Origin of the sequence: Sphingomonas endophytica (assembly GCF_001476895.1) — a bacterium.
GTDB lineage: Bacteria > Pseudomonadota > Alphaproteobacteria > Sphingomonadales > Sphingomonadaceae > Sphingomonas > Sphingomonas endophytica_A.
Window position 1 is genome coordinate 143,018 of the sequence record NZ_LDTB01000001.1, and the last position, 23,257, is coordinate 166,274.

General features: G+C 67.8%; 23 protein-coding genes and 1 tRNA gene. 18 read left to right on the top strand and 6 right to left on the bottom strand.

Going from position 1 to position 23,257, the window contains the following annotated elements; genetic code table 11:
* Positions 1-37 precede the first annotated feature (37 nt).
* Positions 38-361 carry a PilZ domain-containing protein gene (locus tag NS334_RS00730; protein WP_058754047.1) on the top strand — a complete coding sequence of 108 codons (324 nt, stop codon included), beginning with the start codon at positions 38-40 and terminating at the stop codon, positions 359-361.
* A gap of 412 nt (positions 362-773) precedes the next feature.
* Positions 774-1,676 carry a LysR family transcriptional regulator gene (locus NS334_RS00735; protein ID WP_083500149.1) on the top strand — a complete coding sequence of 301 codons (903 nt, stop codon included), beginning with the start codon at positions 774-776 and terminating at the stop codon, positions 1,674-1,676.
* On the opposite strand, the gene NS334_RS00740 is transcribed toward NS334_RS00735, so the two are convergent.
* On the bottom strand, positions 1,632-2,891 hold the full coding sequence (locus tag NS334_RS00740) for a cation:dicarboxylate symporter family transporter (protein WP_153002524.1): 1,260 nt from the start codon (positions 2,889-2,891) through the stop codon (positions 1,632-1,634). The genes NS334_RS00735 and NS334_RS00740 overlap by 45 nt on opposite strands.
* 160 nt (positions 2,892-3,051) lie before the next feature.
* On the opposite strand from NS334_RS00740, the gene NS334_RS00745 reads away from it, so the two are divergent.
* From NS334_RS00745 to NS334_RS00770, 6 genes are all read left to right on the top strand, one after another.
* On the top strand, positions 3,052-3,885 hold the full coding sequence (locus tag NS334_RS00745) for a substrate-binding domain-containing protein (RefSeq protein ID WP_058754049.1): 834 nt from the start codon (positions 3,052-3,054) through the stop codon (positions 3,883-3,885).
* Positions 3,882-5,192 carry an MFS transporter gene (locus NS334_RS00750; RefSeq protein WP_058754050.1) on the top strand — a complete coding sequence of 437 codons (1,311 nt, stop codon included), beginning with the start codon at positions 3,882-3,884 and terminating at the stop codon, positions 5,190-5,192. Before NS334_RS00745 ends, NS334_RS00750 begins: the two co-directional genes overlap by 4 nt.
* A gap of 94 nt (positions 5,193-5,286) precedes the next feature.
* Complete coding sequence (locus tag NS334_RS00755) at positions 5,287-6,738, top strand: OprO/OprP family phosphate-selective porin (RefSeq protein ID WP_083500150.1); 1,452 nt, start codon at positions 5,287-5,289, stop codon at positions 6,736-6,738.
* Positions 6,739-6,899: 161 nt separating this feature from the next.
* Positions 6,900-7,991, top strand: a complete 1,092-nt coding sequence (locus NS334_RS00760) for a GGDEF domain-containing protein (RefSeq protein ID WP_058754052.1) — start codon at positions 6,900-6,902, stop codon at positions 7,989-7,991.
* Between the two features lie 58 nt (positions 7,992-8,049).
* Entirely contained in the window at positions 8,050-8,469 is a 420-nt protein-coding gene (locus tag NS334_RS00765; RefSeq protein WP_058754113.1) for an acyl-CoA thioesterase, read from the top strand.
* A 153-nt stretch (positions 8,470-8,622) separates the two neighbouring features.
* Positions 8,623-9,447 carry an NIPSNAP family protein gene (locus NS334_RS00770; RefSeq protein ID WP_206542623.1) on the top strand — a complete coding sequence of 275 codons (825 nt, stop codon included), beginning with the start codon at positions 8,623-8,625 and terminating at the stop codon, positions 9,445-9,447.
* Between the two features lie 27 nt (positions 9,448-9,474).
* Here NS334_RS00770 and NS334_RS00775 read toward each other — a convergent pair.
* Positions 9,475-9,564 (bottom strand) — tRNA-Ser (locus NS334_RS00775).
* A 139-nt stretch (positions 9,565-9,703) separates the two neighbouring features.
* On the opposite strand from NS334_RS00775, the gene NS334_RS00780 reads away from it, so the two are divergent.
* From NS334_RS00780 to NS334_RS18480, 8 genes are all read left to right on the top strand, one after another.
* Positions 9,704-10,732: a lytic murein transglycosylase gene (locus NS334_RS00780; RefSeq protein ID WP_058754053.1), complete on the top strand. Its 1,029-nt coding sequence runs from the start codon at positions 9,704-9,706 to the stop codon at positions 10,730-10,732.
* A 77-nt stretch (positions 10,733-10,809) separates the two neighbouring features.
* Positions 10,810-11,985: a D-alanyl-D-alanine carboxypeptidase family protein gene (locus NS334_RS00785; protein WP_058754054.1), complete on the top strand. Its 1,176-nt coding sequence runs from the start codon at positions 10,810-10,812 to the stop codon at positions 11,983-11,985.
* Positions 11,986-11,987: 2 nt separating this feature from the next.
* Entirely contained in the window at positions 11,988-12,617 is a 630-nt protein-coding gene (gene tmk, locus NS334_RS00790; RefSeq protein WP_058754055.1) for a dTMP kinase, read from the top strand.
* Entirely contained in the window at positions 12,614-13,603 is a 990-nt protein-coding gene (locus tag NS334_RS00795; protein WP_058754056.1) for a DNA polymerase, read from the top strand. The genes tmk and NS334_RS00795 overlap by 4 nt, the downstream gene beginning before the upstream one ends.
* A gap of 9 nt (positions 13,604-13,612) precedes the next feature.
* The gene (gene metG, locus NS334_RS00800) at positions 13,613-15,163 is read left to right on the top strand and encodes a methionine--tRNA ligase (protein ID WP_058754057.1); all 1,551 of its coding nucleotides are present in this window, start codon (positions 13,613-13,615) and stop codon (positions 15,161-15,163) included.
* On the top strand, positions 15,163-15,942 hold the full coding sequence (locus NS334_RS00805; RefSeq protein ID WP_058754058.1) for a TatD family hydrolase: 780 nt from the start codon (positions 15,163-15,165) through the stop codon (positions 15,940-15,942). The genes metG and NS334_RS00805 overlap by 1 nt, the downstream gene beginning before the upstream one ends.
* On the top strand, positions 15,939-16,703 hold the full coding sequence (locus NS334_RS00810; protein WP_058754059.1) for an MBL fold metallo-hydrolase: 765 nt from the start codon (positions 15,939-15,941) through the stop codon (positions 16,701-16,703). Before NS334_RS00805 ends, NS334_RS00810 begins: the two co-directional genes overlap by 4 nt.
* Entirely contained in the window at positions 16,700-16,864 is a 165-nt protein-coding gene (locus NS334_RS18480; RefSeq protein WP_193752963.1) for a hypothetical protein, read from the top strand. The genes NS334_RS00810 and NS334_RS18480 overlap by 4 nt, the downstream gene beginning before the upstream one ends.
* Positions 16,865-16,998: 134 nt before the next feature.
* Here the strand turns inward: NS334_RS18480 and NS334_RS00815 are convergent, their stop codons facing one another.
* From NS334_RS00815 to pdhA, 4 genes are all read right to left on the bottom strand, one after another.
* The gene (locus NS334_RS00815) at positions 16,999-17,466 is read right to left on the bottom strand and encodes an EF-hand domain-containing protein (protein WP_058754060.1); all 468 of its coding nucleotides are present in this window, start codon (positions 17,464-17,466) and stop codon (positions 16,999-17,001) included.
* A gap of 66 nt (positions 17,467-17,532) precedes the next feature.
* Positions 17,533-18,216: a squalene/phytoene synthase family protein gene (locus NS334_RS00820; RefSeq protein WP_058754061.1), complete on the bottom strand. Its 684-nt coding sequence runs from the start codon at positions 18,214-18,216 to the stop codon at positions 17,533-17,535.
* A 171-nt stretch (positions 18,217-18,387) separates the two neighbouring features.
* Entirely contained in the window at positions 18,388-19,797 is a 1,410-nt protein-coding gene (locus NS334_RS00825; protein WP_058754062.1) for a pyruvate dehydrogenase complex E1 component subunit beta, read from the bottom strand.
* A 1-nt stretch (position 19,798) separates the two neighbouring features.
* Complete coding sequence (pdhA, locus tag NS334_RS00830; protein ID WP_058754115.1) at positions 19,799-20,854, bottom strand: pyruvate dehydrogenase (acetyl-transferring) E1 component subunit alpha; 1,056 nt, start codon at positions 20,852-20,854, stop codon at positions 19,799-19,801.
* 113 nt (positions 20,855-20,967) lie between these two features.
* Here pdhA and NS334_RS00835 point away from each other — a divergent pair, with 113 nt between their 5' ends.
* Both NS334_RS00835 and cysK read left to right on the top strand, forming a co-directional pair.
* Complete coding sequence (locus NS334_RS00835; RefSeq protein WP_058754063.1) at positions 20,968-22,326, top strand: MFS transporter; 1,359 nt, start codon at positions 20,968-20,970, stop codon at positions 22,324-22,326.
* Entirely contained in the window at positions 22,323-23,243 is a 921-nt protein-coding gene (cysK, locus tag NS334_RS00840; protein WP_058754064.1) for a cysteine synthase A, read from the top strand. Before NS334_RS00835 ends, cysK begins: the two co-directional genes overlap by 4 nt.
* Positions 23,244-23,257 lie beyond the last annotated feature (14 nt).

Consider the following 23,257-nt stretch of genomic DNA (forward strand, 5'->3'; position numbering starts at 1 on the left):
AAGACTTCGTTAGGCATGGCGGCCTAGGATTGCCGCCATGTTCGCTGCTGAATATGCCCCTGCTGCTCGCCCTTTCCGCCGCAGTAAACGCGCGCGGGTCGCCCTCGATGCGCCTGCGGAGCAGAGCGGGATGTCGCGTACGCTTTGCAAGGTCGTCGACCTGTCGGTGCACGGTTGCCGGCTGCTGACTTTCTCCAGCATGGACAGCAACCAGCCGATCTGGCTGAACCTTCCCGGTCTGGGCATGATCGCGGCCGTGGTCGTCTGGGCGGACGATCTGGTGGCGGGTTGCGTGTTCCAGGCGCCGTTGTCGAACGAGTCCTTCGACGCGCTGGTCAGCCGCCACGGGTTGACCCATTAGGCATCGAAAAGGACGCGACGCCGGGCGGGGAGGGGCTTCCGGCAGGGCCGATCGCCGCTCAGCCGTTCCGTTGACGTCGTTGATCCACGATCGTTACCGAAGTCGCTTGCGCGCCACGACGCGGCGATCGCGGTAGGCGACTTTCGAACGAGAGCGTTCGCAGCCTGCCGAACCCCGGATCACGTCCGGGACGACGAAAAGGGGTTGGCAGACGGCGCCTCCCACTTCGGGTGGACGACGCGCTGATGCGGCTGTCTGCCGGGTTGCGGGGACGCCTTGCCCGATTTGCCCCCACTCCCCGCGCACGCCCGAGCGCCAGCCTACGCGATGCTCAGGCCGGTGCCGTGCCGCGCGGCGAGGATGACGTCGGTAACGCTCGCCGCTCGCGCCGATCCTTGCTATCGCGCGGTGCATGATGCCGCTCAACTGCGAGCTTTTGGACCTGCGCGCCCTGATTGCGGTCGCCGAGGGCAAGAGCTTCCTGCGTGCCGCCAAGCAGCTCAACCTGTCGCAGCCGGCGTTGAGCCGCCGCGTCCAGAAGCTGGAGGCGACGATCGGCACCCCGTTGCTGGAGCGCACGACACGCAGTGTGCGGTTAACCCCGGCCGGACAGGAGATCGTCCCGCTGCTGCGGCGGTTGATCGAGGAGATCGACAGTTCGCTGCTGGGGATGATGGCGCTGGGCGAGCGGCAGGCCGGGCGATTGACGGTGGCCAGCATCCCCAGCGCGACGGTGCGGTTCCTGCCCGACGTGCTGGAACGGTTCGGACGCGAGTATCGCAACGTGCGCGTGCGCGTGCTGGACCTGTCGGCCACCGAATGCGCCGAGGCGGTGCGGACGGGCGAGGCGGAGTTCGCGATCAGTCTGCCGGTGACCTCGGACGGCGACCTGTCGTTCGAGCCGCTGACCGACGACCCCTATGGCCTGGTGTGCCGCCGGGACGATCCGCTGGCCGAGCTGCCCGACCCGACATGGACCGATCTGACGGGATTGCGGTTGGTGACGGTGCATATGGGGAGCGGCAATCGCACCGCGCTGGACGCGGGGTTGACGCGCGCCGGGATCGAGCTGCGCTGGTTCTATGAAGTGACGCGGCTCACCTCGGCTCTGGCGCTGGTTCAGGCGGGGCTGGGGCCATCGGTGCTGCCGCGCCTCGCCTGTACGGGGCCGGACGCGCGCGACCTGTTGTGGCGACCGTTGCGCGGGGCGGAGGTGGTGCGGACGATCGGCGTGCTGCGGCGTGCCTCCGCCACGCTGTCGCCGACCGCGTCACGGCTGATGGCGCTGCTCGCCGCCGCCTGGGTCGATCGCTGACGCCAGTCGGGCCCCGCTCCAGCGCGACACGAGCAGGGAGGCGGCCACGTTGGCGGTGGCGCTGGTCAGCGCGCGCATTTCCGAGAGGAAGCGGTCGATCGCGATCAGCAGCGCCGCCGCCCCGACCGGGATGTCGGGCAGGAGCGACAGCGTGAGCAGAAGCGCCGAGAAGCCGCTGCCGGTCACACCGGCGGCCGCCTTCGACGTGACGAGCATCACGAGCAGGAACACGCCGATCCGCTCCGGCGGCAGCGCGACGCCGAGCGCTTCACCAAGGAACATCGTGGCGACGATCAGGTACACCGCCGTTCCGGCAAGGTTGAGCGAGTAACCGAGCGGCACGGTAAGCCCGACGATGCTGCGCGGGCAGCCCAGCGCTTCCAGTTTGACGATGAGGCGCGGCAGCACCACCTCGGTGGAGGAGGTGCCGAGTACGATCAGGATTTCCTCGCGGAAGGTGCGCGACAGTCGTCCCGCGCCCAGCCCGGTCGTCAGCCACACGCTCGTCACCAGCGCCGCGATGAGCGCTCCGCACGCCAGCGCGAGCGTCGCGGCGAGCAGGCCGAGCGAGCCGATGAAGCCGAGCCCGTAGGTGCCGACCGTGTAGGCGATGGCCCCGAAGGCACCGATCGGCGCGGCGCGGATCAGGAAGCCGAAGATGGCGAACTGAAGGCGGGTCAGCGCCTCGATCGCGCGCACGATGGGCGCGCCCGCCTCCCCGATCCTGAGCAGACCGAACCCGACCAGCCCGGCGACGAACAGCACCGGCAGGACGTCCCCTGCGGTGAACGCGGAGAACAACGTTTCCGGCACCATGCGGATCAGGAAATCGCCCGCGCCGGTGACATGCCGCCCCGCCAATTGCCGTTCGAGCTCGGCCGCCGCATCGCCATAGGACGGCAGCGGCAAGCCATCGCCCGGCCGAAGGAGCAGCGCCGCCGTCAACCCGATCATGAGCGCCGCGACGGTGATCGCCACGAAGACGATCAGGCTGCGCAGTACCGTCGTCCCCGTATCGCGCGCCGCGCCGTGGCGGACGATCCCTTCGACGATCGTGCAGAACAGCACCGGCGGCACCATCATCCGCATCGCCTTCACGAACGCGATACCCAGCGGTCCGAGATCACGCCCGAAGGCTGGCGCTGCGTAGCCGATCGCGGTGCCGGCGAGGATGCCGAGCAGCATCTGGACGTACAACCGACGGAACGCCCGCACCTCGCCCTCCCACTGTATTCATGCGCCCGGCGCATCAAGCGCCCCGATCATTGCATTTGATCGCACGCCGCCGCCTGGTGTCTAGTGAACCGCGAGGCACGATGGCTCAAGCCTTTGCCGACGCGAAAACCGCCGACGAGCGGGACAGAGAGAGGTTTGCATGAAACCCCCATCACGATCATCGACGCGGCGCCGCGCGCTGGGTCTCGGCCTGCTGGTCGGCATCGCTTCGCTGGTGACACCGGCGCAGGCGCGGGAGGCGACGCCGGTCGCGGTCCGCGAACTGCACGTCGTCACCTCGGGCGGCTTCACCGCCGCGTTCGAGGCGCTGGCCGACCGCTACCAGCGCGCCACGGGCATCCGCATCGTCACCGAACACGGCCCGTCGATGGGCGAGACGCCGCAGGCGATCCCGCATCGGCTGGCGCGGCATGAGGACGCCGATGTCGTGATCCTGGCGCGCAGCGGGCTCGACAAGCTTGCCGCGCAGGATCTGGTCGCGCCCGCCACCGTCACCGATCTCGGCCTGTCGAAGATCGCCGCGGCGGTGAAGGCCGGCGCTCCGGTGCCGAATATCGCGACCCCCGACGCGTTGAGGTCCACGCTGCTGAACGCCAAGTCCGTCGCATGGTCGGACAGCGCGTCGGGCGTCTATATCCAGTCGACGATGCTCGAACGGCTGGGCGTCGCCGATCAGGTCCGCCCGAAGGGGACGATGATACCGGCGACCCCGGTCGGACGGATCGTGGCCGAGGGCAAGGCGGAGATCGGCTTCCAGCAGCTCAGCGAGTTGAAGGCGGTCAAGGGCATCCGCATCCTCGGCCTCATTCCCGAGTCGCTGCAAAAGGTCACGCCCTTCTCCGCCGGGGTGGTCGCCTATTCGCCGCATCAGGCGGAGGCGCGTGCGCTGATCGCGTATCTCGCATCCCCCAAAGCCTATCCGATCATCCGCGCCAGCGGACTGGAACCCGCATCGCAAAGGGCCGAGCCATGACCGCTGCCACCGCATCCTTCGACGCCGCGGCGCCGATCTCCGCCGAGCGCAAGCGCTCCGCCTTCAAGTCGATCTTCATCGTCGCCAGCGGCAACTTCCTGGAGATGTTCGACTTCATGGTGTTCGGCTATTACGCCACCTACATCGCGAAGGCGTTCTTCCCGACCGGGAGCGAGTTCGCCTCGCTGATGCTGACCCTGATGACGTTCGGCGCCGGCTTCCTGATGCGGCCGGTCGGCGCGCTGGTGCTGGGCGCGTATATCGACAAGCACGGGCGGCGGCAGGGGCTGCTGCTGACGCTGGGCCTGATGGCGCTGGGCACGCTCGCGATCGCGATCACCCCGACCTATGCCCAGATCGGCGTCGCCGCGCCGGTCATCATCCTGCTCGGACGGCTGGTGCAGGGCCTGTCGGCGGGCGTCGAGGTCGGCGGCGTGTCGGTCTATCTGAACGAGATCGCACCGCCCGACCGCAAGGGCTTCTTCTGCTCGTGGCAGTCGGCCAGCCAGCAGGCGGCCGTGGTGTTCGCGGCGCTGATCGGGCTGATCGTGTCGACCAGCCTCGATCCCGTGACGATGCAGGCGTGGGGGTGGCGCATTCCGTTCATCATCGGCTGCGTGATGATCCCGTTCCTGTTCGTCATCCGTCGCCACATGGAGGAGACGGAGGTGTTCCTGAAGCGCAAGGATCACCCCAGCCTGGGCCAGATCATACGCACGATCGGCGGCAATTGGGGCGTGGTGTTGCAGGGGACGCTGATGGCGGTGATGACGACCGTCTTCTTCTACATGATCACCGCCTATACCCCGACCTATGGCAACAAGGTGCTGTCGCTGACGCCGGGATCGGCGCTGTTCGTCACCGCCTGCGTCGGCATCACCAATTTTGTCCTGCTGCCGGCGATGGGCGCATTGTCGGACCGCGTCGGGCGCAAGCCGCTGCTGATGACCGCGACGGTGCTGGGCGCGGTGCTGGCCTATCCGATGATGAGCTGGCTGGTCGCCGCGCCCAGCTTCGGGCGGCTGTTGACGGTCGAGCTGCTGCTCGCCGCCATCTACGCCACCTATAACGGCGCGTTCATCGTCTATCTGACCGAGGTGATCCCGCCGCATGTCCGCACCGTCGGGTTCAGCCTGGCGTACAGCCTGGCGACCGCGATCTTCGGCGGCTTCACGCCGGCGATCAGCACCGCGCTGATCGGCGCGACCGGAGACAAGGCGATCCCCGGCGCCTGGTGCGCCGCCGCCGCCGTGCTCTCGCTGGTGGCGCTGCTGATCGGCGCGCGCCTGCGCCACCGCGCCGACTGACCGATCCGCCGCCGGGCGCCGCGAAGGCGTCCGGCGGCTCCGTTTCGAGGCGGCGGCCACGCAGCCGCGCCCGCTTCCCCGAGAGGATGCCGTCATGTATCGAGGAGCGTTGCTCGTCGCGGGACTGTGCGCGTCGCTGCCGGCCGGGGCGCAAGACTCCGGGGACGTCGCCCGGCTCTCGCGGCTGGTCGAGGCGCAGCAGGCGCAGATCGCGCGGCTGGAGGCACGGCTCGCCGCGCTGGAGGGCGCGCCCGCGACGACGACATCCGCCGCGCGGCAAAGCGCGCAAGCCACCCCGTCGCAGCGGACGCCCGCGCCGCTGGGCCAATCGCTTCCCTCCGACGCGCACCCGCCGTCGCTCGACGCGCGGCTGGCGCGGATCGAACAGGCGCAGAAGGAAAATGTCCATGTCGACTGGTCGAAGGGGACCCCCGAGTTCACCAGCGGGGACGGCAGGCTGTCGTTCCGGCCGCGCGGACGGATCCTGCTCGACTGGGGATCGACGACCGGCAGTACGGTCGCGGCGCGCAACCTGACCGCGACGCAGGCACGGTCGCTGCGCCTCGGGTTCGAGGGCTCGGTCGGCAAGCATCTGTCCTACCTGCTGGAGGGGGACTTCGCCGACAATGAGATCGCGATCAAATCGGCGTATCTCGCCTGGACGACGCGGGTCATGGGACAACAGGCGGAGTTTGCGCTGGGCAACCGGCTCAACGATCGCGGGCTCGACGGGTCGAGCGGCACGATCTCCGTGCCGTTCCTGGAGCGCAACGTCGTCGGTGCGGGGATCATCCCGGTACGCGGCTTCTTCGGGCTGGGCGCGGCGGCGCGGCTGTATGGCGACGGCTGGCACGTCGGCGTGCAGGTGTCCGGAGACGACATCAACAACCCCGGCACGGCGGGCGACGGCCTGACGATCGGCGCCCGGGCGCACTGGAACCCGGTGAAGACCGCGCGCTGGATCCTGCATCTGGGCACTTGGGCCTTCCACGAACGGCTGGCCAGCGACGTGAGCCGGCCGACGCGCAGCATCGCGATCGGCGGCTTCTTCAACGACAACCTCCGCGTCGCGCCCGGTACGTTCAGGGAAGCGCGCGAGGGCGACGGATATGGCGTGGAGCTGGGGACGTTCCACAAGTCCGTATGGGCGTATGGCGAATATGGCGCGCGGCGTCTGGAGAATGCGGCGGGCGCCGCGACCGGGCAGTCGGCGTGGGCGGTGCAGGGCGGCTGGTTCGTTACCGGTGAGACGCCGCCTTACCTGACGCGCGGCGGCGTGTGGAGCCGGCCGCGCGTGCTGCGTCCGTTCACCTCCGGCGGCGGCGGCGCGATCGAACTGGCAGCGCGGTATGAGGCGATCGACTTCAGCGACAATCCGACCGCCGGACGCGGCACCGCCGCGACGTTCGGCATCAACTGGTATCTGAACAACTTCGTTCGGCTGCAACTGAACGCGATCGACTGGGCGGTCACCAATCCCACGCCGGCCACGATCGGGGAGGATCGTGGGCAGACGGTGATCGGACGCGTGCAGGTGGCGTTCTGATGCCGGGGCGTCGCGTGAGGACAGTGCGGCGACGCCATCGGTGAGACGTGAGCGCGTCGCGCCCCGGGAGCGTGAGGGCGCAATGCCATCTACCGGCTGGTTAACACATGATATTTTCACGAAAGAGCGCTATCGGAAGAACGATAGCTCCCTGGATATGAATGTTGCCGACGCTCGATTCCGCCACCGTCCACCTGTGCACCGTCCTGTCGAGCCTGTCGTTCGGGGTGCTGTTCGTCGCGCTGTGGGTGCTGCGGGGCGGGCGCGCCTTCTACCTGCTCTGTGGCGGCGCGGCGTTGACTTATGCCGCGACGCTGGCCGGCTTCGGCATTCCGGCACGCGGGCTCGCCTTCTCCACGCTGCTGTGCGTCGGTGTCGGCGCCTACAACAGCTACATGCTGGCGGCCCTCCGAAAGTTCGAAGGTGGGCGCGCCGTGAACTGGCTCGTCCTCGCGTCGCCGATCCTGTCGGGGCTGTCGTACCTCGTCGTTACCCTATGGCTTGGCGATGAAGCGGCGGGGCGCATGGCCAATTCCGTCGTACTGGGCGTGGCGACGGCGGCGGTCGGGCTGGTCTTCCTGCGCGCGACCGGATCACGGGCTCCCCGCAGCCGGCGCATCGTCGGCGTGATCCAGATGGCCTATGTCCCGTCCTATGTGGTGTCGGTCGGCCTGGAGATGGCCGGAATGGTGCAGCGCGACTGGCTGTCGCTCATCCCGTTGCTCAGCGATCAGGTGCTGCTGGGCGTCCTGAACGTCGCGCTGCTGTCGATGCCCGGTGAACGCGCCGAAGCGGAGCTGCGGGAGAAGGCGCTGCGCGATCCGCTCACCGGTGCGTGGAACCGGGCGGGCCTCGACCGCATCGGCAAGGACGCCGTCGGACCGATGGAAGTGATCGTGTTCGACGTCGACAATTTCAAGCAACTGAACGACCGACATGGCCATGCCGCCGGCGACGCCGTGTTGCAGTCGCTGGCGTCCAAGGCGACCGCGGCGATGCCGAGCGACGCCCATCTGATCCGGCTGGGTGGCGATGAATTCGCCGCCCTGGTGCCGTTCGTTCGTAGCGGTCTCCGCGCGGCGCGGATTGCCGAGACGCTGCGGATCGTCGCCCGTGACGAAACGCTTTGTACCATCAGCGTCGGGCTGGCCGCCACCGGCAGCGATGCCGCGGATCTTGCGGGCGCTTTCGAGCGCGCCGACCAGATGCTGTACCGCGCGAAGCGGGAGGGGCGGGACCGCGTCGCGGCGTGATCGTGTTGTGCGTGCGCGAACGGATGCCCAATCGCTCCACGATGTGATACACGGGCGCGTGTCCACCGCTGTACCCCATCGCTTCGCCATCGGCATCGAGTCGGCCGACATCGACTTCATGGGTCACGTGAACAACGCGAGCTATCTGAAGTGGGTGCAGGCGGCGGTGCTGGACCATTGGCGCGCCCTGGCCCCGGCCGAGATCGCCGCCCGGCACCTGTGGGTCGCGCTGAAGCATGAGATCACCTACCGCAAGCCGGCGTTCCTGGAGGACGATGTGATCGCGACCGTGCTGCTGGAGAAGGTGCATGGCGCACGGGCGTTCTACGATACGGTGATCCGCCGGGGTGAGGAGGTGCTGGCCGAGGTCAAGTCGAGCTGGTGCTGTCTGGACGCATCGACGATGCGCCCCGCACGATTGGCGCAGGACGTGATCGAGCATTTCTTTCCTCGTCCCGATCCGCACACCGGCTCCTGAACGCCGAAGCGCCGCCCTTTCGATGCTGTCGTTCGGCAGGGCGCGGCAAGGCCGGGCATCAAGCGGCGCGGCGTTTCGCGCCCTTTCATAAGTAGTTGTTATCGATCGATAACCAAATCTCGTTGATTGACGACAGCGGTCAGATGCGCTCCCTTGGCGGCGTTACAGCCTGAAGGGGGAGCGATGCCAATGTCGATGGACCGACGTTCGATACTGGGGGCGGCCGCGATCGCCGGCCTTGCCCTCACGACCGAGGACGTGACGGCACAGCCGCGGGCGACGCAGCGCGAGGTCTATGAACTTCGTTCCTATCGGCTTGTGAACGGGCCGATGCGGGAGCGGCTGGACACCTACCTTCGGGACGCGTTCATCCCGGCCGCCCGGCGCGCCGGAAGCGGCCCGGTGGGGGTATGCACCGTGACGATCGGCCCGGATGCGCCCAGCCTGTACGTCCTCGTTCCGCATCCCACCATCGCCGACTTCGTGGCGATGCCGGGCAGGCTGACCAGCGACGCGGCTTATCTGCGTGCCGCCGCCTCGTTCCTGCGCGCCACGCCGGCCGATCCGCCTTATGCCTCTCTGGAAATCAAGCTGATGCAGGCATTTCCTCACCTCCCGCGTATGGAAGTGCCCGGCCAAAGCGCACGCATCTTCGAACTACGGACCTACCACAGCCATGCCGAAACGGCGGGCGCGACCAAGATCGACATGTTCGATACCGGTGGCGAACTGGACATCTTCCGACGCACCGGCCTTGCCCCGGTCTTCTTCGCGCAAGACCTGACCGGCGTGCGCCTGCCGAGCCTGACCTATATGCTCACCTTTCCGGACATGCCCACTCGCGAGCGGGCGTGGCGCACCTTCGGTTCCGACCCGGCGTGGAAAAAATTGATCGCGACGCCGGGCCTGACCGACCCGGAGATCACCACGGGGATCGACAATCGCATCCTCAGCCCGACGCCCTATTCGCAGATCTAGGATGGCGGTCATTTTGCGGGAGAGAATTGGCGGAAGAGGTGGGATTCGAACCCACGGACAGCTTGCACCGTCGCCGGTTTTCAAGACCGGTGCCTTAAACCGCTCGGCCACTCTTCCGCGTCGCGTCGGCGACGCCGCCTATGGCAGCAAGGCTTCGCCCTGTTCAAGTCCCCACGCATCGCTGCGTTCATGCGTGCGTGGCGGGCGATGATTGGCGGTTCCGCATCCTCGCCGCCTGTGCCAGAACGCCGGCATCATGACACGATCCGCAACTCTCGCGCGCGGCGTCGCCGCAGTGGCGTGCCTGATCGCGCCGGTGTCCGCCGCCGCGCAGGACGCCAGTGGTTTCCCGGCCTATCTGCAACAGGTCCGTGGGCGGGCGCTGGCGGCCGGCGTTCGTCCCGCGACCGTCGATAGCGTCCTGCCGACCCTGACCTTCAACCCGCGTGTCGTCGCGCTGGATCAGCAGCAGCCGGAGGCGCGGCCGAATGCGCCGGTGCCGCGCTTCGCGCCCTATCGGATCGCGCATGTCGATGCCGCGCGTATCTCGCGTGGGCGGGCCGCCTATGCGGCGCAGCGCGGGCGGCTGGCGGCGATCGCGGGCGAGACCGGCGTGCCGGCCGAGATCATGGTCGCGATCTGGGGGCATGAGACCAATTACGGCTCCTACACCGGCAATTTCGACCTGCTGCGCAGCCTGGCGAGCCTGGCCTATGAAGGCCGGCGGCGACCGTTGTTCGAGGGTGAGTTCATCGCCGCGCTGAAGATCATCGATCGCGGCATTCCGCGATCGCAACTGACCGGCAGCTGGGCGGGCGCGATGGGCAATCCGCAGTTCCTGCCGTCCATCTATCTGCGGCTCGCCCGCGACGGGGACGGCGACGGGCGCGCCGACATCTGGAACTCGGCGGCGGATACGCTGGCATCGATCGGCAGTTATTTCGTCCAGGCCGGCTGGCGACGTGGGCAGCCGTGGGGCATCGCGGTATCAGTGCCCGCAGGCTATTCACGGGCCGAGGTGCGCAACCGGCTCGTCTCGCCGCGCTGCCCGCGCGTGTTCGAGCGGCATAGCGGCTGGCGATCGATGGCCGAGTGGCGCGCGCTCGGCATCGCGCCGCAGGGGCGGACGCTGGCCGACGATGTGCAGGCGACGCTGATCGAGCCGGACGGGCCCGATGCGACCGCCTATCTGCTGACCGGCAACTATCGCGTGATCCTCGATTACAATTGCTCCAATTTCTATGCCTTGTCGGTCGGATTGCTGGCCGATGCGATCGCCCCGTAGAGGCGGGTGACGCAGGCGTATCGCCTCGCTATGGCTGGCGTCGCACTTCCTCTTCCCGCTTCGACACGGAACCCTTGATGACCAAGCTGCTGACCCTCATCGCGCTTCCCGCCGCCGCCGTGGCGCTGGCGGTGCCCGCCATCGCCGCCGCGCCGCAGTTCGACACGCCGGCCCCGGTGGCGTTCATGGAGGATCTGTCGTCGGGCGCGGTGCTGTTCGCGCGCGACGCCGATCGCCGCATGCCGCCGGCGTCGATGGCGAAGATGATGACGGTCTATACCGCGTTCCAGATGATCGCGCGCGGCGACCTGAAGCTGGATACCGAATTCGAGGTGCGGCCCGAGACGTGGGCGAAGTGGCACGGCCCGCAGGCGGGATCGACGATGTTCCTGTCGTCGGGGGAGCGCGTGTCGGTCGCCAACCTGCTCTACGGCATCGTCACCTTGTCGGGGAACGACGCCTGCATCGTGCTGGCCGAGGGTATTTCGGGCACCGAACAGGCGTTCGTCGAGCGGATGAACGAGGACGCCGCGAAGCTGGGCCTGAAGAACAGCCACTTCGGCACCGCCAACGGCTGGCCCGACGGCGGCGTCACCTATGTCACCGCGCGCGACCTCGCGACGCTGGCGGCGGCGACGATCCAGCAGCATCCCAAGCTCTACAAGCAATTCTATTCGCGCCGTGATTTCACCTGGGGCAAGACGATGGGCGGTGGTCAGGCGATCACCCAGGCCAATCGTGATCCGCTGCTGGGCCGCGTCGCGGGGGCCGACGGTCTCAAGACCGGGCACACCGAAGAGGCCGGTTACGGCTTCACCGGCTCGGCGGAGCAGAACGGCCGCCGTCTGGTGATGGTGCTGGCCGGGCTGACCAGCTTCAACCAGCGCGCCAGCGAGTCCGTTCGCTTCATGGAATGGGGCTTCCGCGCGTGGCAGGCCAAGCCGGTGGTGAAGGCGGGCAAGGAAGTCGGCACCGCGAAGGTGCAGATGGGCAGCGACAGCACCGTGAAGCTCGTCGCTCCCAAGGACCTGACCGTCTCCATCCCCTCGGGCAGCCGGCCGCAACTGTCGGGCAAGATCGTCTATGACGGCCCGATCAAGGCGCCGATCAAGCAGGGCGCGCATATCGCCGATCTGGTCGTGTCGTCGCCCGGTCTACCCGAGCAGCGGATGCCGCTGGTCGCCGCCGCGGATGTCGGCGAGGCCGGCTTCTTTGGCCGCGCGTGGCAGGGCCTGACCGGGCTGTTCGGCTGACCGTGAAAGACGGGCGTTTCCTGAGCCTCGAAGGCGGGGAGGGGGCGGGCAAGTCGACGCAGGCGCGCGCGCTCGCCGCCGCTTTGGGGGAACGCGGCGTCCATGCGATCGTCACCCGCGAGCCGGGCGGCAGCGAGGGCGCGGAGGCGATCCGCGCGCTGCTGATGCAGGGCGAGGCGGCACGCTGGAGCCCGCATACCGAGGCGTTGCTGTTCGCCGCCGCGCGCGCCGATCATGTCGAAAAGGTCATCCGACCCGCCATCGGTGCCGGGCAATGGGTGATCTGCGACCGCTTCATCGACTCGACCCGCGCCTATCAGGGCGCAGCGGGCGGCGTCGATGACGCCGCGATCCTGGCGCTCCACGCCTTCGGGACGCGCGGGTTGTTGCCCGACCGGACGTTCCTGCTCGACCTGCCCGTCGCGGTCGGCGCGGCGCGCGCCACGCAGCGCGACGGCGCGCCGGCCGATCGCTTCGCGATGCGCGGCGAGGATTTCCACGCCGCCGTCGCGGCCGCCTTTGACAGGTTCGCCGCGCACGACGCCGACCGCTTCCGCCGCATCGACGCGACGCAGCCGCCGGAACAGGTGACACAGGCGATGCTGGACATGCTGGAGGACTGGCTGCCGTGACGTCCTTGCGCGGTCAGCAGGCCGCGATCGACGCCTTCCTGGCCGCCAGCGCGGGCGGGGCGATGCATCACGCCTGGCTGCTCGCCGGGCCGCAGGGCGTCGGCAAGGCGACCTTCGCGCAGGCGGCGGCGTTGCGCCTGTTGGCGGAGGGGATGACGCCGGGTGCGCTGCCGCCGGGGCTGGACGTCCCGGCCGCGCATCAGGCGGCGTCGCTGATGGCGGCCGGCTCGCATCCCGATCTGCGCATCCTCCGACGCTTGGCGAAGAAGGACAAGGAGGACGAGTTCGCGCGTTCGATCACCGTCGATCAGATCCGCAGCCTCGGGCCGTTCCTCGGGACCATGCCGTCGCTGTCGCCACGCCGGGTGATCGTGATCGACGCCGCCGACGATCTCGAACGCCCGGGCGCGTCGAACGCGCTGCTCAAGAGTCTGGAGGAGCCGCCGTCGGGCACGGTCTTCCTGCTGGTCAGCCACGCGCCGGGCCGCCTGCTGCCGACGATCCGCTCGCGCTGCCGGGTCCTGCGCTTCGATCCGCTGAACGATACCGACATGGCGGCGGTGCTGTCGCGCGAGCTGCCCGATGCCGATGCCGACGAGATCGCCGCATTGGTGAGGAGCGGCGATGGCGCGCCGGGCCGCGCGCTCGGCTATGCCGGGCTCGATCTCGCCGCGATCGACAGCGCGCTGGAGGCGATCGGGCGCGACGGCGATCCCGGCCTCGCGCGCCGCGCCGCGCTTGCCAAGGCGTTGTCGCCCAAGGCTGCGCAGGCGCGTTACGAGGCGTTTCTCGATCGCGTGCCGACCGTCATCGCCCGCATGACCGCGCTGCGGGTGGGTTCCGACTTACGCGCCGCGCTCGACGCCTATGACGAGGCGCGCGGCGTCACCGCCGCCGCGCGCAGCCTGTCGCTCGATGCGCAGGGCACCGTGTACGAGCTCGCCGGGATCGTTGCGCGGCTGGCGTCCCCGGATGGAGCGCGTTAGGAGGGCGCCATGCGCGACCCTTATTATATCACCACCGCCATCAGCTACCCCAACGGGCGCCCGCACATCGGCCACGCCTATGAAGCGATCGCCGCCGACGCGATCGCCCGGTTCCAGCGGCAGGCGGGCCGCGACGTCCGCTTCCAGACCGGCACCGACGAACACGGGCTGAAGATGGTGCAGACCGCGCGCGACAAGGGTGTCGAGGTCCGCCTGCTGGCCGACGAAATGTCGGGCTATTTCCGGTCGATGTGCGACGCTCTGAACATCAGCTATGATCGCTTCATCCGCACCACCGATCCGGATCATCACGCCGCCAGCCAGGCGCTGTGGCGCGCGATGGCGGCGTCGGGCGACCTCTATCTCGATCGTTACGAGGGCTGGTATTCGGTCCGCGACGAAGCCTTTTACGACGAAAAGGAACTGGTCGACGGGGAAGGGGGCGCGAAGCTCTCGCCGCAGGGGACGCCGGTGACCTGGACCGCGGAGGAGACGTGGTTCTTCCGCCTGTCGAAGTACCAGCAGCCTTTGCTCGATTTCTACGCCGCCAACCCGGAATTCATCCGACCGGAATCGCGCCGGAACGAGATCCTGCGCTTCGTCGAGGGCGGGTTGTCGGACCTGTCGGTGTCGCGGACCAGCTTCGACTGGGGCGTGCCGGTCCCCGACAGCCCCGGCCATGTCATGTACGTCTGGGTCGATGCGCTGACCAACTATCTGACCGGTGCCGGCTACCCGGAGGGCGAGATGCCGCACTGGCCCGCCGACCTGCACCTGATCGGCAAGGATATCGTGCGTTTCCACGCGGTCTACTGGCCGGCGTTCCTGATGTCCGCGGGGGTGGCGCTGCCGAAGACGGTGTTCGGGCATGGCTTCCTGCTGCATCGCGGCGAGAAGATGTCGAAGAGTCTCGGCAACGTGGTCGATCCCATTGATCTGGCTGGCGCTTTCGGGGTCGACGGGCTGCGATATTTCCTCTTGCGCGAGGTCAGTTTCGGACAGGACGGCAGCTACGCCGCCGAGGCGATCGTGACCCGCGTCAACGCCGAACTCGCCAATGCGTTCGGCAATCTGGCGCAACGCACACTGTCGTTCATCGGCAAGAATCTCGGCGGTGCACTGCCGGGGCCCGGACGCGCCGACATTGCCGACGGTCAGCTGATCGAGGAGGTCGTCGTGGCCTGCGCGGGCTTCAAGGCGGCGTTCGGCGACCTGATGCTCAGCCAGGGGATCGAGGCGTGGATGCGTGGCGTCTTCGCCTGCAACCAATATATCGACGCGCAGGCGCCGTGGTCGCTCCGCAAGACCCATCCGGAGCGGATGCACGCCGTGCTGGGTACGCTGGTGCGCGCGATCCGGATGCTGGCGATCACGATCCTGCCGGTCGTGCCGGAAGGGGCGGGGCGCGTCCTCGACCTGCTGGGGGCGGAACAACGCGACCATGCGGCGATCGATGACGATGGCTGGTATGCGCGGCAGGCCGCGGCGGGGTTCGCGCTCGCGACGCCGGCGCCGGCGTTCCCGCGCCTGGAGATGCCCGCCGAGACGGAGCACGCCTGATGCTTGCCGATAGCCATTGCCATCTCAATTACAAGGGCTTGGCGGAGGAACAGCAGGCGGTGCTCGAACGGGCCCGTGCACGTGGCGTGACCGCGATGCTCAATATCGCGACCCGCGAAAGCGAATGGGACGCGGTGCTGGCGACCGCCGAGCGCGAGCCGGACGTCTGGGCCACGGTCGGCATCCATCCCCACGAGGCCGACCAGCATCCGCACATCGACACCGCGCGGCTGGTGGAGCGCGCGCGTCATCCACGTGTGGTCGGTATCGGGGAAAGCGGGCTCGACTATCACTACGACCATTCGGACCGGACGCGGCAACAGACGAGTTTCCGGGCGCATATCGCGGCGGCGCGGGACGCCGGCGTGCCGATCGTCGTCCACACGCGTGATGCCGAGGACGACACCGCCGCGATCATGCGCGAGGAAATGGAGCAGGGGGCCTATGCCGGGGTCATCCACTGCTTCACCGCCAGCGATGCCTTTGCCGACAAGGCGCTGGAACTCGGTCTTTATATCTCCATTTCCGGTATCGTGACCTTCCGCAATGCCACCGACCTTCAGGCCACCGCCGCGCGTCTGCCGCGCGAGCGGCTGTTGATCGAGACGGACGCGCCGTTCCTTGCCCCCGTGCCGCACCGGGGCAAGACCGGCGAACCCGGCTTCGTCGCGGATACGGCCGCGTTCCTGGCCAAACTGCGCGGCGAAGATGTGCTGGACTTGCAGGATTATACCGCGCGCAATTTCCATGCGCTCTTCAGCAAGACGCGCGCGGCGTGAAGGTCCGCATCCTCGGGTCGGGCACGTCGTCGGGGGTGCCGCGGATCGGCAACGATTGGGGAGCCTGCGACCCGAGCGAGCCGCGCAATCGCCGCTTGCGATCATCGCTGCTGGTGGAACATGAGGACACGCGCATCCTGGTCGACACCAGTCCCGATATGCGCGAACAGTTGCTGGAGGCGCAGGTCGGTCGCGTCAGCGCGGTCGTCTGGACCCACGAACATGCCGACCATGTGTTCGGCATCGACGACCTGCGACAAGTGTATCACGCGCTCGGGCACCCTGTGCCGGGCTATGCACGTCCGCGCACGGCAGCGGCGCTGCGGCGTCAATTCGGGTACGTATTCGAGGGGAATGGCGGTTATCCGCCGATCGTGGCGCTGCACGATCTGCCCGATCACTTGCGGATCGGCACCATCGAGATCCGGGTCGTCGATCAGCCGCACGGCGGCATCACATCGGCCGGCCTGCGTTTCGAGGCCGGCGGCAAGGCGGTGGGATACGCGACCGATCTGCACGAGATGACCGTGGCGATGGAGCCGCTGTACCACGGGTTGGACGTGTGGATCGTCGATGCTCTGCGCCGCCGCCCGCATCCGACGCATCCAGATCTGCCGACCGTGCTCCGCTGGCACCAGCAGTTCGCGCCGCGTCGCACCGCGCTGGTCCATATGGATCAATCCATGGATTACCGTAGCTTGTGCGAGGAACTTCCTGAGGGAGTCGAGCCCGGCTATGACGGACTGGAGTTGATGGCGTGAGCGACACGACGCTCCGCGCGATGCTGTTGCTGCTCGTATTGATCTTGCCGGTGTCCGCGCTGTTGGCGCGTCGTGTGGCACCGATGATGGTGCTGCGCTACGCGGCGGCGTGGGCCGGTATCGCGGTACTGCTCTATATCGGGATAACTGCATTTACATAATGTAGATTATCGGGTTTGCGAGTTGAATGATCGAAGCGGTCGCGTGCACGTCAGGTGGTGCAACGACACCGTGCATGACCGTCGCCGGCTATCGATCACGTTGGTCCGTTCGCCGCGTGTGGCTTGACGCCACATCAGGCACCGTCGTCCCCAGCCGGTGCCGGACAACGACAGGCCGGTTTGGCATGGCGCTTCGGTGCGGTGGTGGCGAATTCCTCGGGGCTCATCGCGGCCGACCGGTCACGATCCGCCTCGGCGAAGCGTTTGGTGGTCTTTATCGCCCATTCGTCGAAGCTTAACCGGCCGTCGCTATTGGTATCGAGCTTCGCGAAGGCCTTGCGTCGCGCAATCAGATACTCGTCGCGCGTGATCCGTCCATCTCGATCCTTGTCATAGCGGTCGAAGCGCTTCTGTTCACGGCTGCGCACGGATGCCTCGGGTAGCGCGGGCTCCTCGCCGTCCGTCGTCTCTGCCGTCCGCGCTGCGGCGGACGGTGGCGTTCGGGGAAGGACATGCTCGCTCTGCGCCTGACCGTTGAAGATCAGCCACCCCGCCCCCACCATCAACAACGCCGCCGCGCCGCCGACCAGATATCGCCACATCTTGCCCCATCCCCCGTTGCATCGATCACGCTAGCGCGATGACGCGCCGGCGCAAGCGGGCGGTGCTCATCGCCCTGACAGGCGGTGCCATAGCAATCGCGCGGCACGAGCGGGATGGCCGGGCGGGCGTGCACGATCCTGGATGTCCATCCACGCCATCCGCGTCAACGCACCGATCGCGCGTGCGCGGGTGGGCCAGCGATCGATCATCGCCGCACGCAACGCGTCCTGCGCCAGATGGCGAGCCATCGGGGCCAATCGCGGATCGCGCACGTGCCGGGAGAGATCTGCCAGTGCCCAGCCGCGTCCGGCCAATGCTAGCTGCGGCACGGCGCTGTTACAGAGCGTGGCCATCGCGCCGAACAACGCACCGCCGCGCAGGTCGCCATGCGATTGAAGGGCTGCCCCGTCCAGCTCGGGGTCGAGCAGCACCTCCCACCCTTCGACCATCATGGCGAGGCGCGCGCCCGCCACATGGGGCACGACAAGATCGGCGAGGCGTTGCAACATCGGCTCGGCCGGCGGTGGCGCATGATCGAGGGCGACCAGCGCCTGGTGCCACCACGTCAATCGCATCTGACCGATCAGCGGCTCGCGCGTGGTGCGCAAGATCGCGCCCAACCGCGCGTCGAGCGCCAGCAATGCCGCCAGACCGTCACGCGCCGCGGCAGGCGCATAGCGGAGTGCGAGCGCACGCTCTTCCGCACGGCCATCCGGATCGTGGTATCCCGCCCCCTCGCCTGCGCCCATGATGCGATCCACCTTGCTAGACGTTGCGCGCCCCGGGGTTCGGTACATCATGAGCGGTGGACGCCACGCAACCGCCGTCGCGGACGGGTACGGTGGACGTCCGCGCCCGGGGGCGCGCGCGGCTCCCGATCGGCCGGGACGGGAGCCGCAGCCCATCCCGGCCGATCGCCATCAGACGATCTTCCTGACCGTCTTGACGATCTTGTCGGCGGAGATCAGCGCCAGCTTCTCGAGGTTGGCCGCATAAGGCAGCGGCACGTCCTCGTTCGTGACGCGCAGTACCGGCGCGTCGAGGTCGTCGAAGCCCTCCTCCATCACGATCGCGGTGATTTCGGACGCGATCGAACAGGTCGGCCAGCCTTCCTCGACCACTACCAGACGGTTGGTCTTGGCGAGGGACGTCAGCACCGTCTGCTTGTCGAGCGGGCGCAGCGTGCGCAGGTCGATGACCTCCGCCTCGATCCCCTCGCCCGCCAGCGTCTCGGCGGCTTCCAGCGCGAGCCCGACGCCGATCGAATAGCTGACCAGCGTGACATCGCTGCCCTCGCGCATGATGCGCGCCTTGCCGATCGGAAGCACCCAATCATCCAGCTTCGGCACCTCGAACGACCGGCCATACAGCAGCTCGTTCTCCAGGAACACGACCGGATCGGCCGAGCGAATTGCCGCCTTCAGCAGCCCCTTGGCATCCGCCGCGTCATAGGGCGCGATCACGATCAGGCCCGGAACGCTGGCGTACCACGGACCGTAGTTCTGCGAGTGCTGCGCGCCGACGCGGCTCGCCGCGCCGTTGGGACCACGGAACACGATCGGGCAGCGCATCTGGCCGCCCGACATGTAGTTGGTCTTGGCGGCCGAGTTGATGATGTGATCGATTGCCTGCATCGCGAAGTTGAACGTCATGAACTCGACGATAGGCTTCAGCCCGCCCATCGCCGCGCCCGCGCCGATGCCGGCAAAGCCATATTCGGTGATCGGCGTGTCGATGACGCGCTTGTCGCCGAACTCGTCGAGCAAGCCCTGCGTGACCTTGTACGCGCCCTGATATTGCGCGACTTCCTCGCCCATCACGAACACGCGCTCGTCGGCACGCATTTCCTCGGCCATCGCGTCGCGCAACGCTTCGCGGACCGTGACCTTCACCATCTCGGTGCCGGCCGGGATCGCCGGGTCGGTGACCTCGGCCTTGTTGGCGGCCGCGTCGAAGAGCTGGCGCGCGCCGGTGTCGACCTTTTCCTGCGCGGGGTGCGCCGAATCCTCGACCGTGTCGGGCTTCTTCTCGTCCGCCGCCGCCTGGGCCGCAGGCGAATCGTCCTTGGTCGCCTCACCGGCTTCCTCGCCCTCACCGGCGAGCTGCATGATGACGGTACCGACCTTCACGCCGTCCGTACCCTCGGCGACCAGGATCTTCGCGACGGTGCCTTCGTCGACCGCCTCGAATTCCATCGTCGCCTTGTCGGTCTCGATCTCGGCCATGATGTCGCCCGACTTCACCGTGTCGCCTTCCTTGACGAGCCACTTGGCGAGCGTGCCCTCCTCCATGGTGGGCGAAAGCGCCGGCATCTTGATGTCGATCGCCATCTCAGTACTTCTCCACCAGAACGTCGGTATACAGTTCGGCCGGATCCGGCTCCGGCGTGCTTTCGGCGAAATCGGCGGCCTCCGCCACCTGCTTGCGGATGCGCTGCTCGATCGCCTTGAAATCCTCTTCCTTGGCGCCGTGGCCTTCGGTCAGCAGCTTCTTGACGTGCTCGATCGGATCGGACTTGTCGCGCACCGCCTGCACCTCGTCGCGCGAGCGGTACTTGGCCGGATCGGACATCGAGTGGCCGCGATAGCGATAGGTCTTCATTTCGAGGATGATCGGCCCCTTGCCCGCGCGCACCCACGCCAGCGCCTCTTCCGCCGCGCCGCGCGCCGCCAGCACGTCCATGCCGTCGATCTGCAGCCCCGGGATGCGGAAGCTTTCGCCACGGCGATACAGCTGGTCCTCGGACGAGGCGCGGTTGACGCTGGTGCCCATGGCGTACTGGTTGTTCTCGATCACGAAGATGATCGGCAGCTTCCAGAGCTCGGCCATGTTGAAGCTCTCGTACACCTGGCCCTGATTCGCCGCACCGTCGCCGAAATAGGCGAGGCAGACGCCGCCGTCGTTGGTGTATTTGTGGCTGAACGCCAGCCCGGCGCCGAGCGAGACCTGCGCGCCGACGATGCCGTGCCCGCCGTAGAACTTATGTTCCACGCTGAACATGTGCATCGAGCCGCCCTTGCCCTTCGAGATGCCGGCGGCGCGGCCCGTCAGCTCCGCCATGACGTCCTTGGGCGGGATGCCGCACAGCAGCATGTGACCATGGTCGCGATAGCCGGTGATGACCGAATCCGCCTCGGTCAGCGCCGACTGCAGCCCGACTGCGACCGCTTCCTGACCGATATACAGGTGGCAGAAGCCGCCGATCAGGCCCAGGCCATACAACTGCCCCGCCTTCTCCTCGAAGCGGCGGATCAGCAGCATGTCCTCGTAGAATTTGAGCAGTTCCTCCTTGCTCGCCTCATACGGGCGCGGATCGGTGGGACGCTCGCGATTCGTTTTCTGCGGATCGGCCGCCGGTGCGGGGGTGCGTGCTGGCGCTTTTGCCACGATGGACACTACCTCGTTTCTTGGAAGACGTACCGGCCTATAGTCGCGGCTAGGGGCAGACTGCAAACCCCACCGGGTTGCAAGGGATTGGGGGTCGGTTTAGGCCAGCGTCGATGACCGCGCCGACCGACACGCCGCCGCCCCTCCACCCGCTGCGGATCGGGAATTTCCGGGCCTATTGGCTGTCGCGCTTCGCCGGCACGATCGCGATCAGCGCGCAGGCGATCATCATCGGCTGGCAGGTATACGGCATCGCGCGGCAGACGATGGACATACGCGAGGCGGCGTTCATGCTGGGCATGATCGGGCTGGTGCAGTTCGTCCCGCTGTTCCTGCTGACCCCCGTCGTCGGCCTGGTCGCCGACAGTATCGACCGACGCTGGATCGTTCGCGCCACGACCGGGTTGCTGGTCGTCAACGCCGCGACGCTGGGGCTGTTCACCTGGGCGGGCGCGCTGACGCTGCCGCATCTGTTCTTCGCCGCCGTCCTGATCGGGATCGCACGGGCGTTTTCCGGTCCGGCCTATTCGGCGCTCGCCCCCAATCTGGTGCCCAAGGAAAGCCTGCCGACCGCGATCGCGATCAGCTCGATCGCGTGGCAGTTCGGCACGATCGCCGGCCCGAGCATCGGCGGACTGCTGTATGCGATCCATCCGGATGTCGCCTATGGGGTGATTTCCGCGCTGCTGGCGCTGGCGCTGGCGACGATGTTCCTGATCGGCAAGGTGCCGCAGCCACCCGCACAGAAGGACCGCAAGCCGCTTCAGCGCATCCTCGACGGCTTCTCCTATGTCCGTCGCAACCGACTGGTGCTGGCCACGATCACGCTGGATCTCTTCGCGGTGCTGCTGGCCGGGGCCACGGCGCTGCTGCCGATCTATGCCCGCGATATCCTGCATGTCGGGGCAAGCGGGCTTGGGTTCCTGGCGGCGGGCATGGGGATCGGGGCGGCAAGCACGGCGATCTGGTTCTCCTTTCGCCCAATGAAGACCAATGTCGGGGTCAAGATGCTGACCTCGGTGGTCGTCTTCGGGCTGGCGATCCTGACCTTCGGCATCGCGACGCGCGTTACCGACGCGCTGGGCATCACCCGGCTGACCGTCGCGGGTCTGCCGGTCGCCACGGATTTCGCGATCAGCCTGATCGCGCTGATCGTCGCGGGCGGGGCCGACATGGTGTCGGTCTACGTCCGTACCTCGCTGATCCAGCTGCACACGCCGGATGCGATGCGCGGGCGGGTCAGCGCGGTGTCGCAGCTCACGATCTCGGCCTCCAACGAACTGGGCGAGGCGGAGAGCGGGCTGATGGCCTCGCTGCTCGGTCCGGTCGGCGCGGTCGCCGTCGGCGGCGTCGGCGCGATCGCCATCACCCTGCTCTGGGCGCGGCTGTTCCCGGAACTCCGCCGTGCGCGGACCTTTGATCCGCCCGACATGATCGATACCCAACCACAACATGGAGTAGCGCAGCCATGAAGGCACAGAACGTCCTGGCGACGATCGGCAATACGCCGCACATCCGCGTGCAGAAGCTGTTTCCCGGCTCCGAGGTCTGGATCAAGTCCGAGCGCGCCAATCCCGGCGGCTCGATCAAGGACCGGATCGCGCTGGCGATGGTCGAGGCCGCCGAAGCATCGGGCGCGCTGAAACCGGGCGGCACGATCATCGAGCCGACCAGCGGCAACACCGGCATCGGCCTGGCGATGGTCGCGGCGGTCAAGGGCTACAAGCTGGTGCTGGTGATGCCGGAGAGCATGAGCCTGGAACGCCGCCGGCTGATGCTGGCCTATGGCGCGCAGTTCGATCTGACCCCGCGCGAGAAGGGCATGAAGGGCGCGATCGAGCGTGCGCTCGAACTGGTCGAGCAGACGCCCGGCGCCTGGATGCCGCAGCAGTTCGAGAACGAAGCGAACATCGACGTGCATGTCCGCACCACGGCACAGGAAATCCTCAACGACTTCCGCGACACGCCGATCGACGTCATCATTACCGGCGTCGGCACCGGTGGCCATATCACCGGCGTCGCCGAGACGCTGAAGAAGGAATGGCCGAACCTCAAGGTGTTCGCGGTCGAACCTCAGGCGTCGCCGGTAATCTCCGGCGGTCAGGCCGGCCCGCACCCCATCCAGGGCATCGGCGCCGGCTTCATCCCGGCCAACCTTCACACCCGCGCCTTGGACGGCGTGATCGAGGTGGATGCGGCGGTCGCCAAGGATATGGCGCGGCGCTCGGCACGCGAGGAAGGGCTCCTGGTCGGCATCTCCTCCGGCGCGACGCTCGCGGCGATCCTGCAGAAGCTGCCCGACCTGCCCGACGACGTGCGCGTCCTCGGCTTCAACTACGATACCGGCGAGCGTTACCTGTCGGTGCCGGACTTCCTACCGGAGAACTGACCTGACGCCGTTCA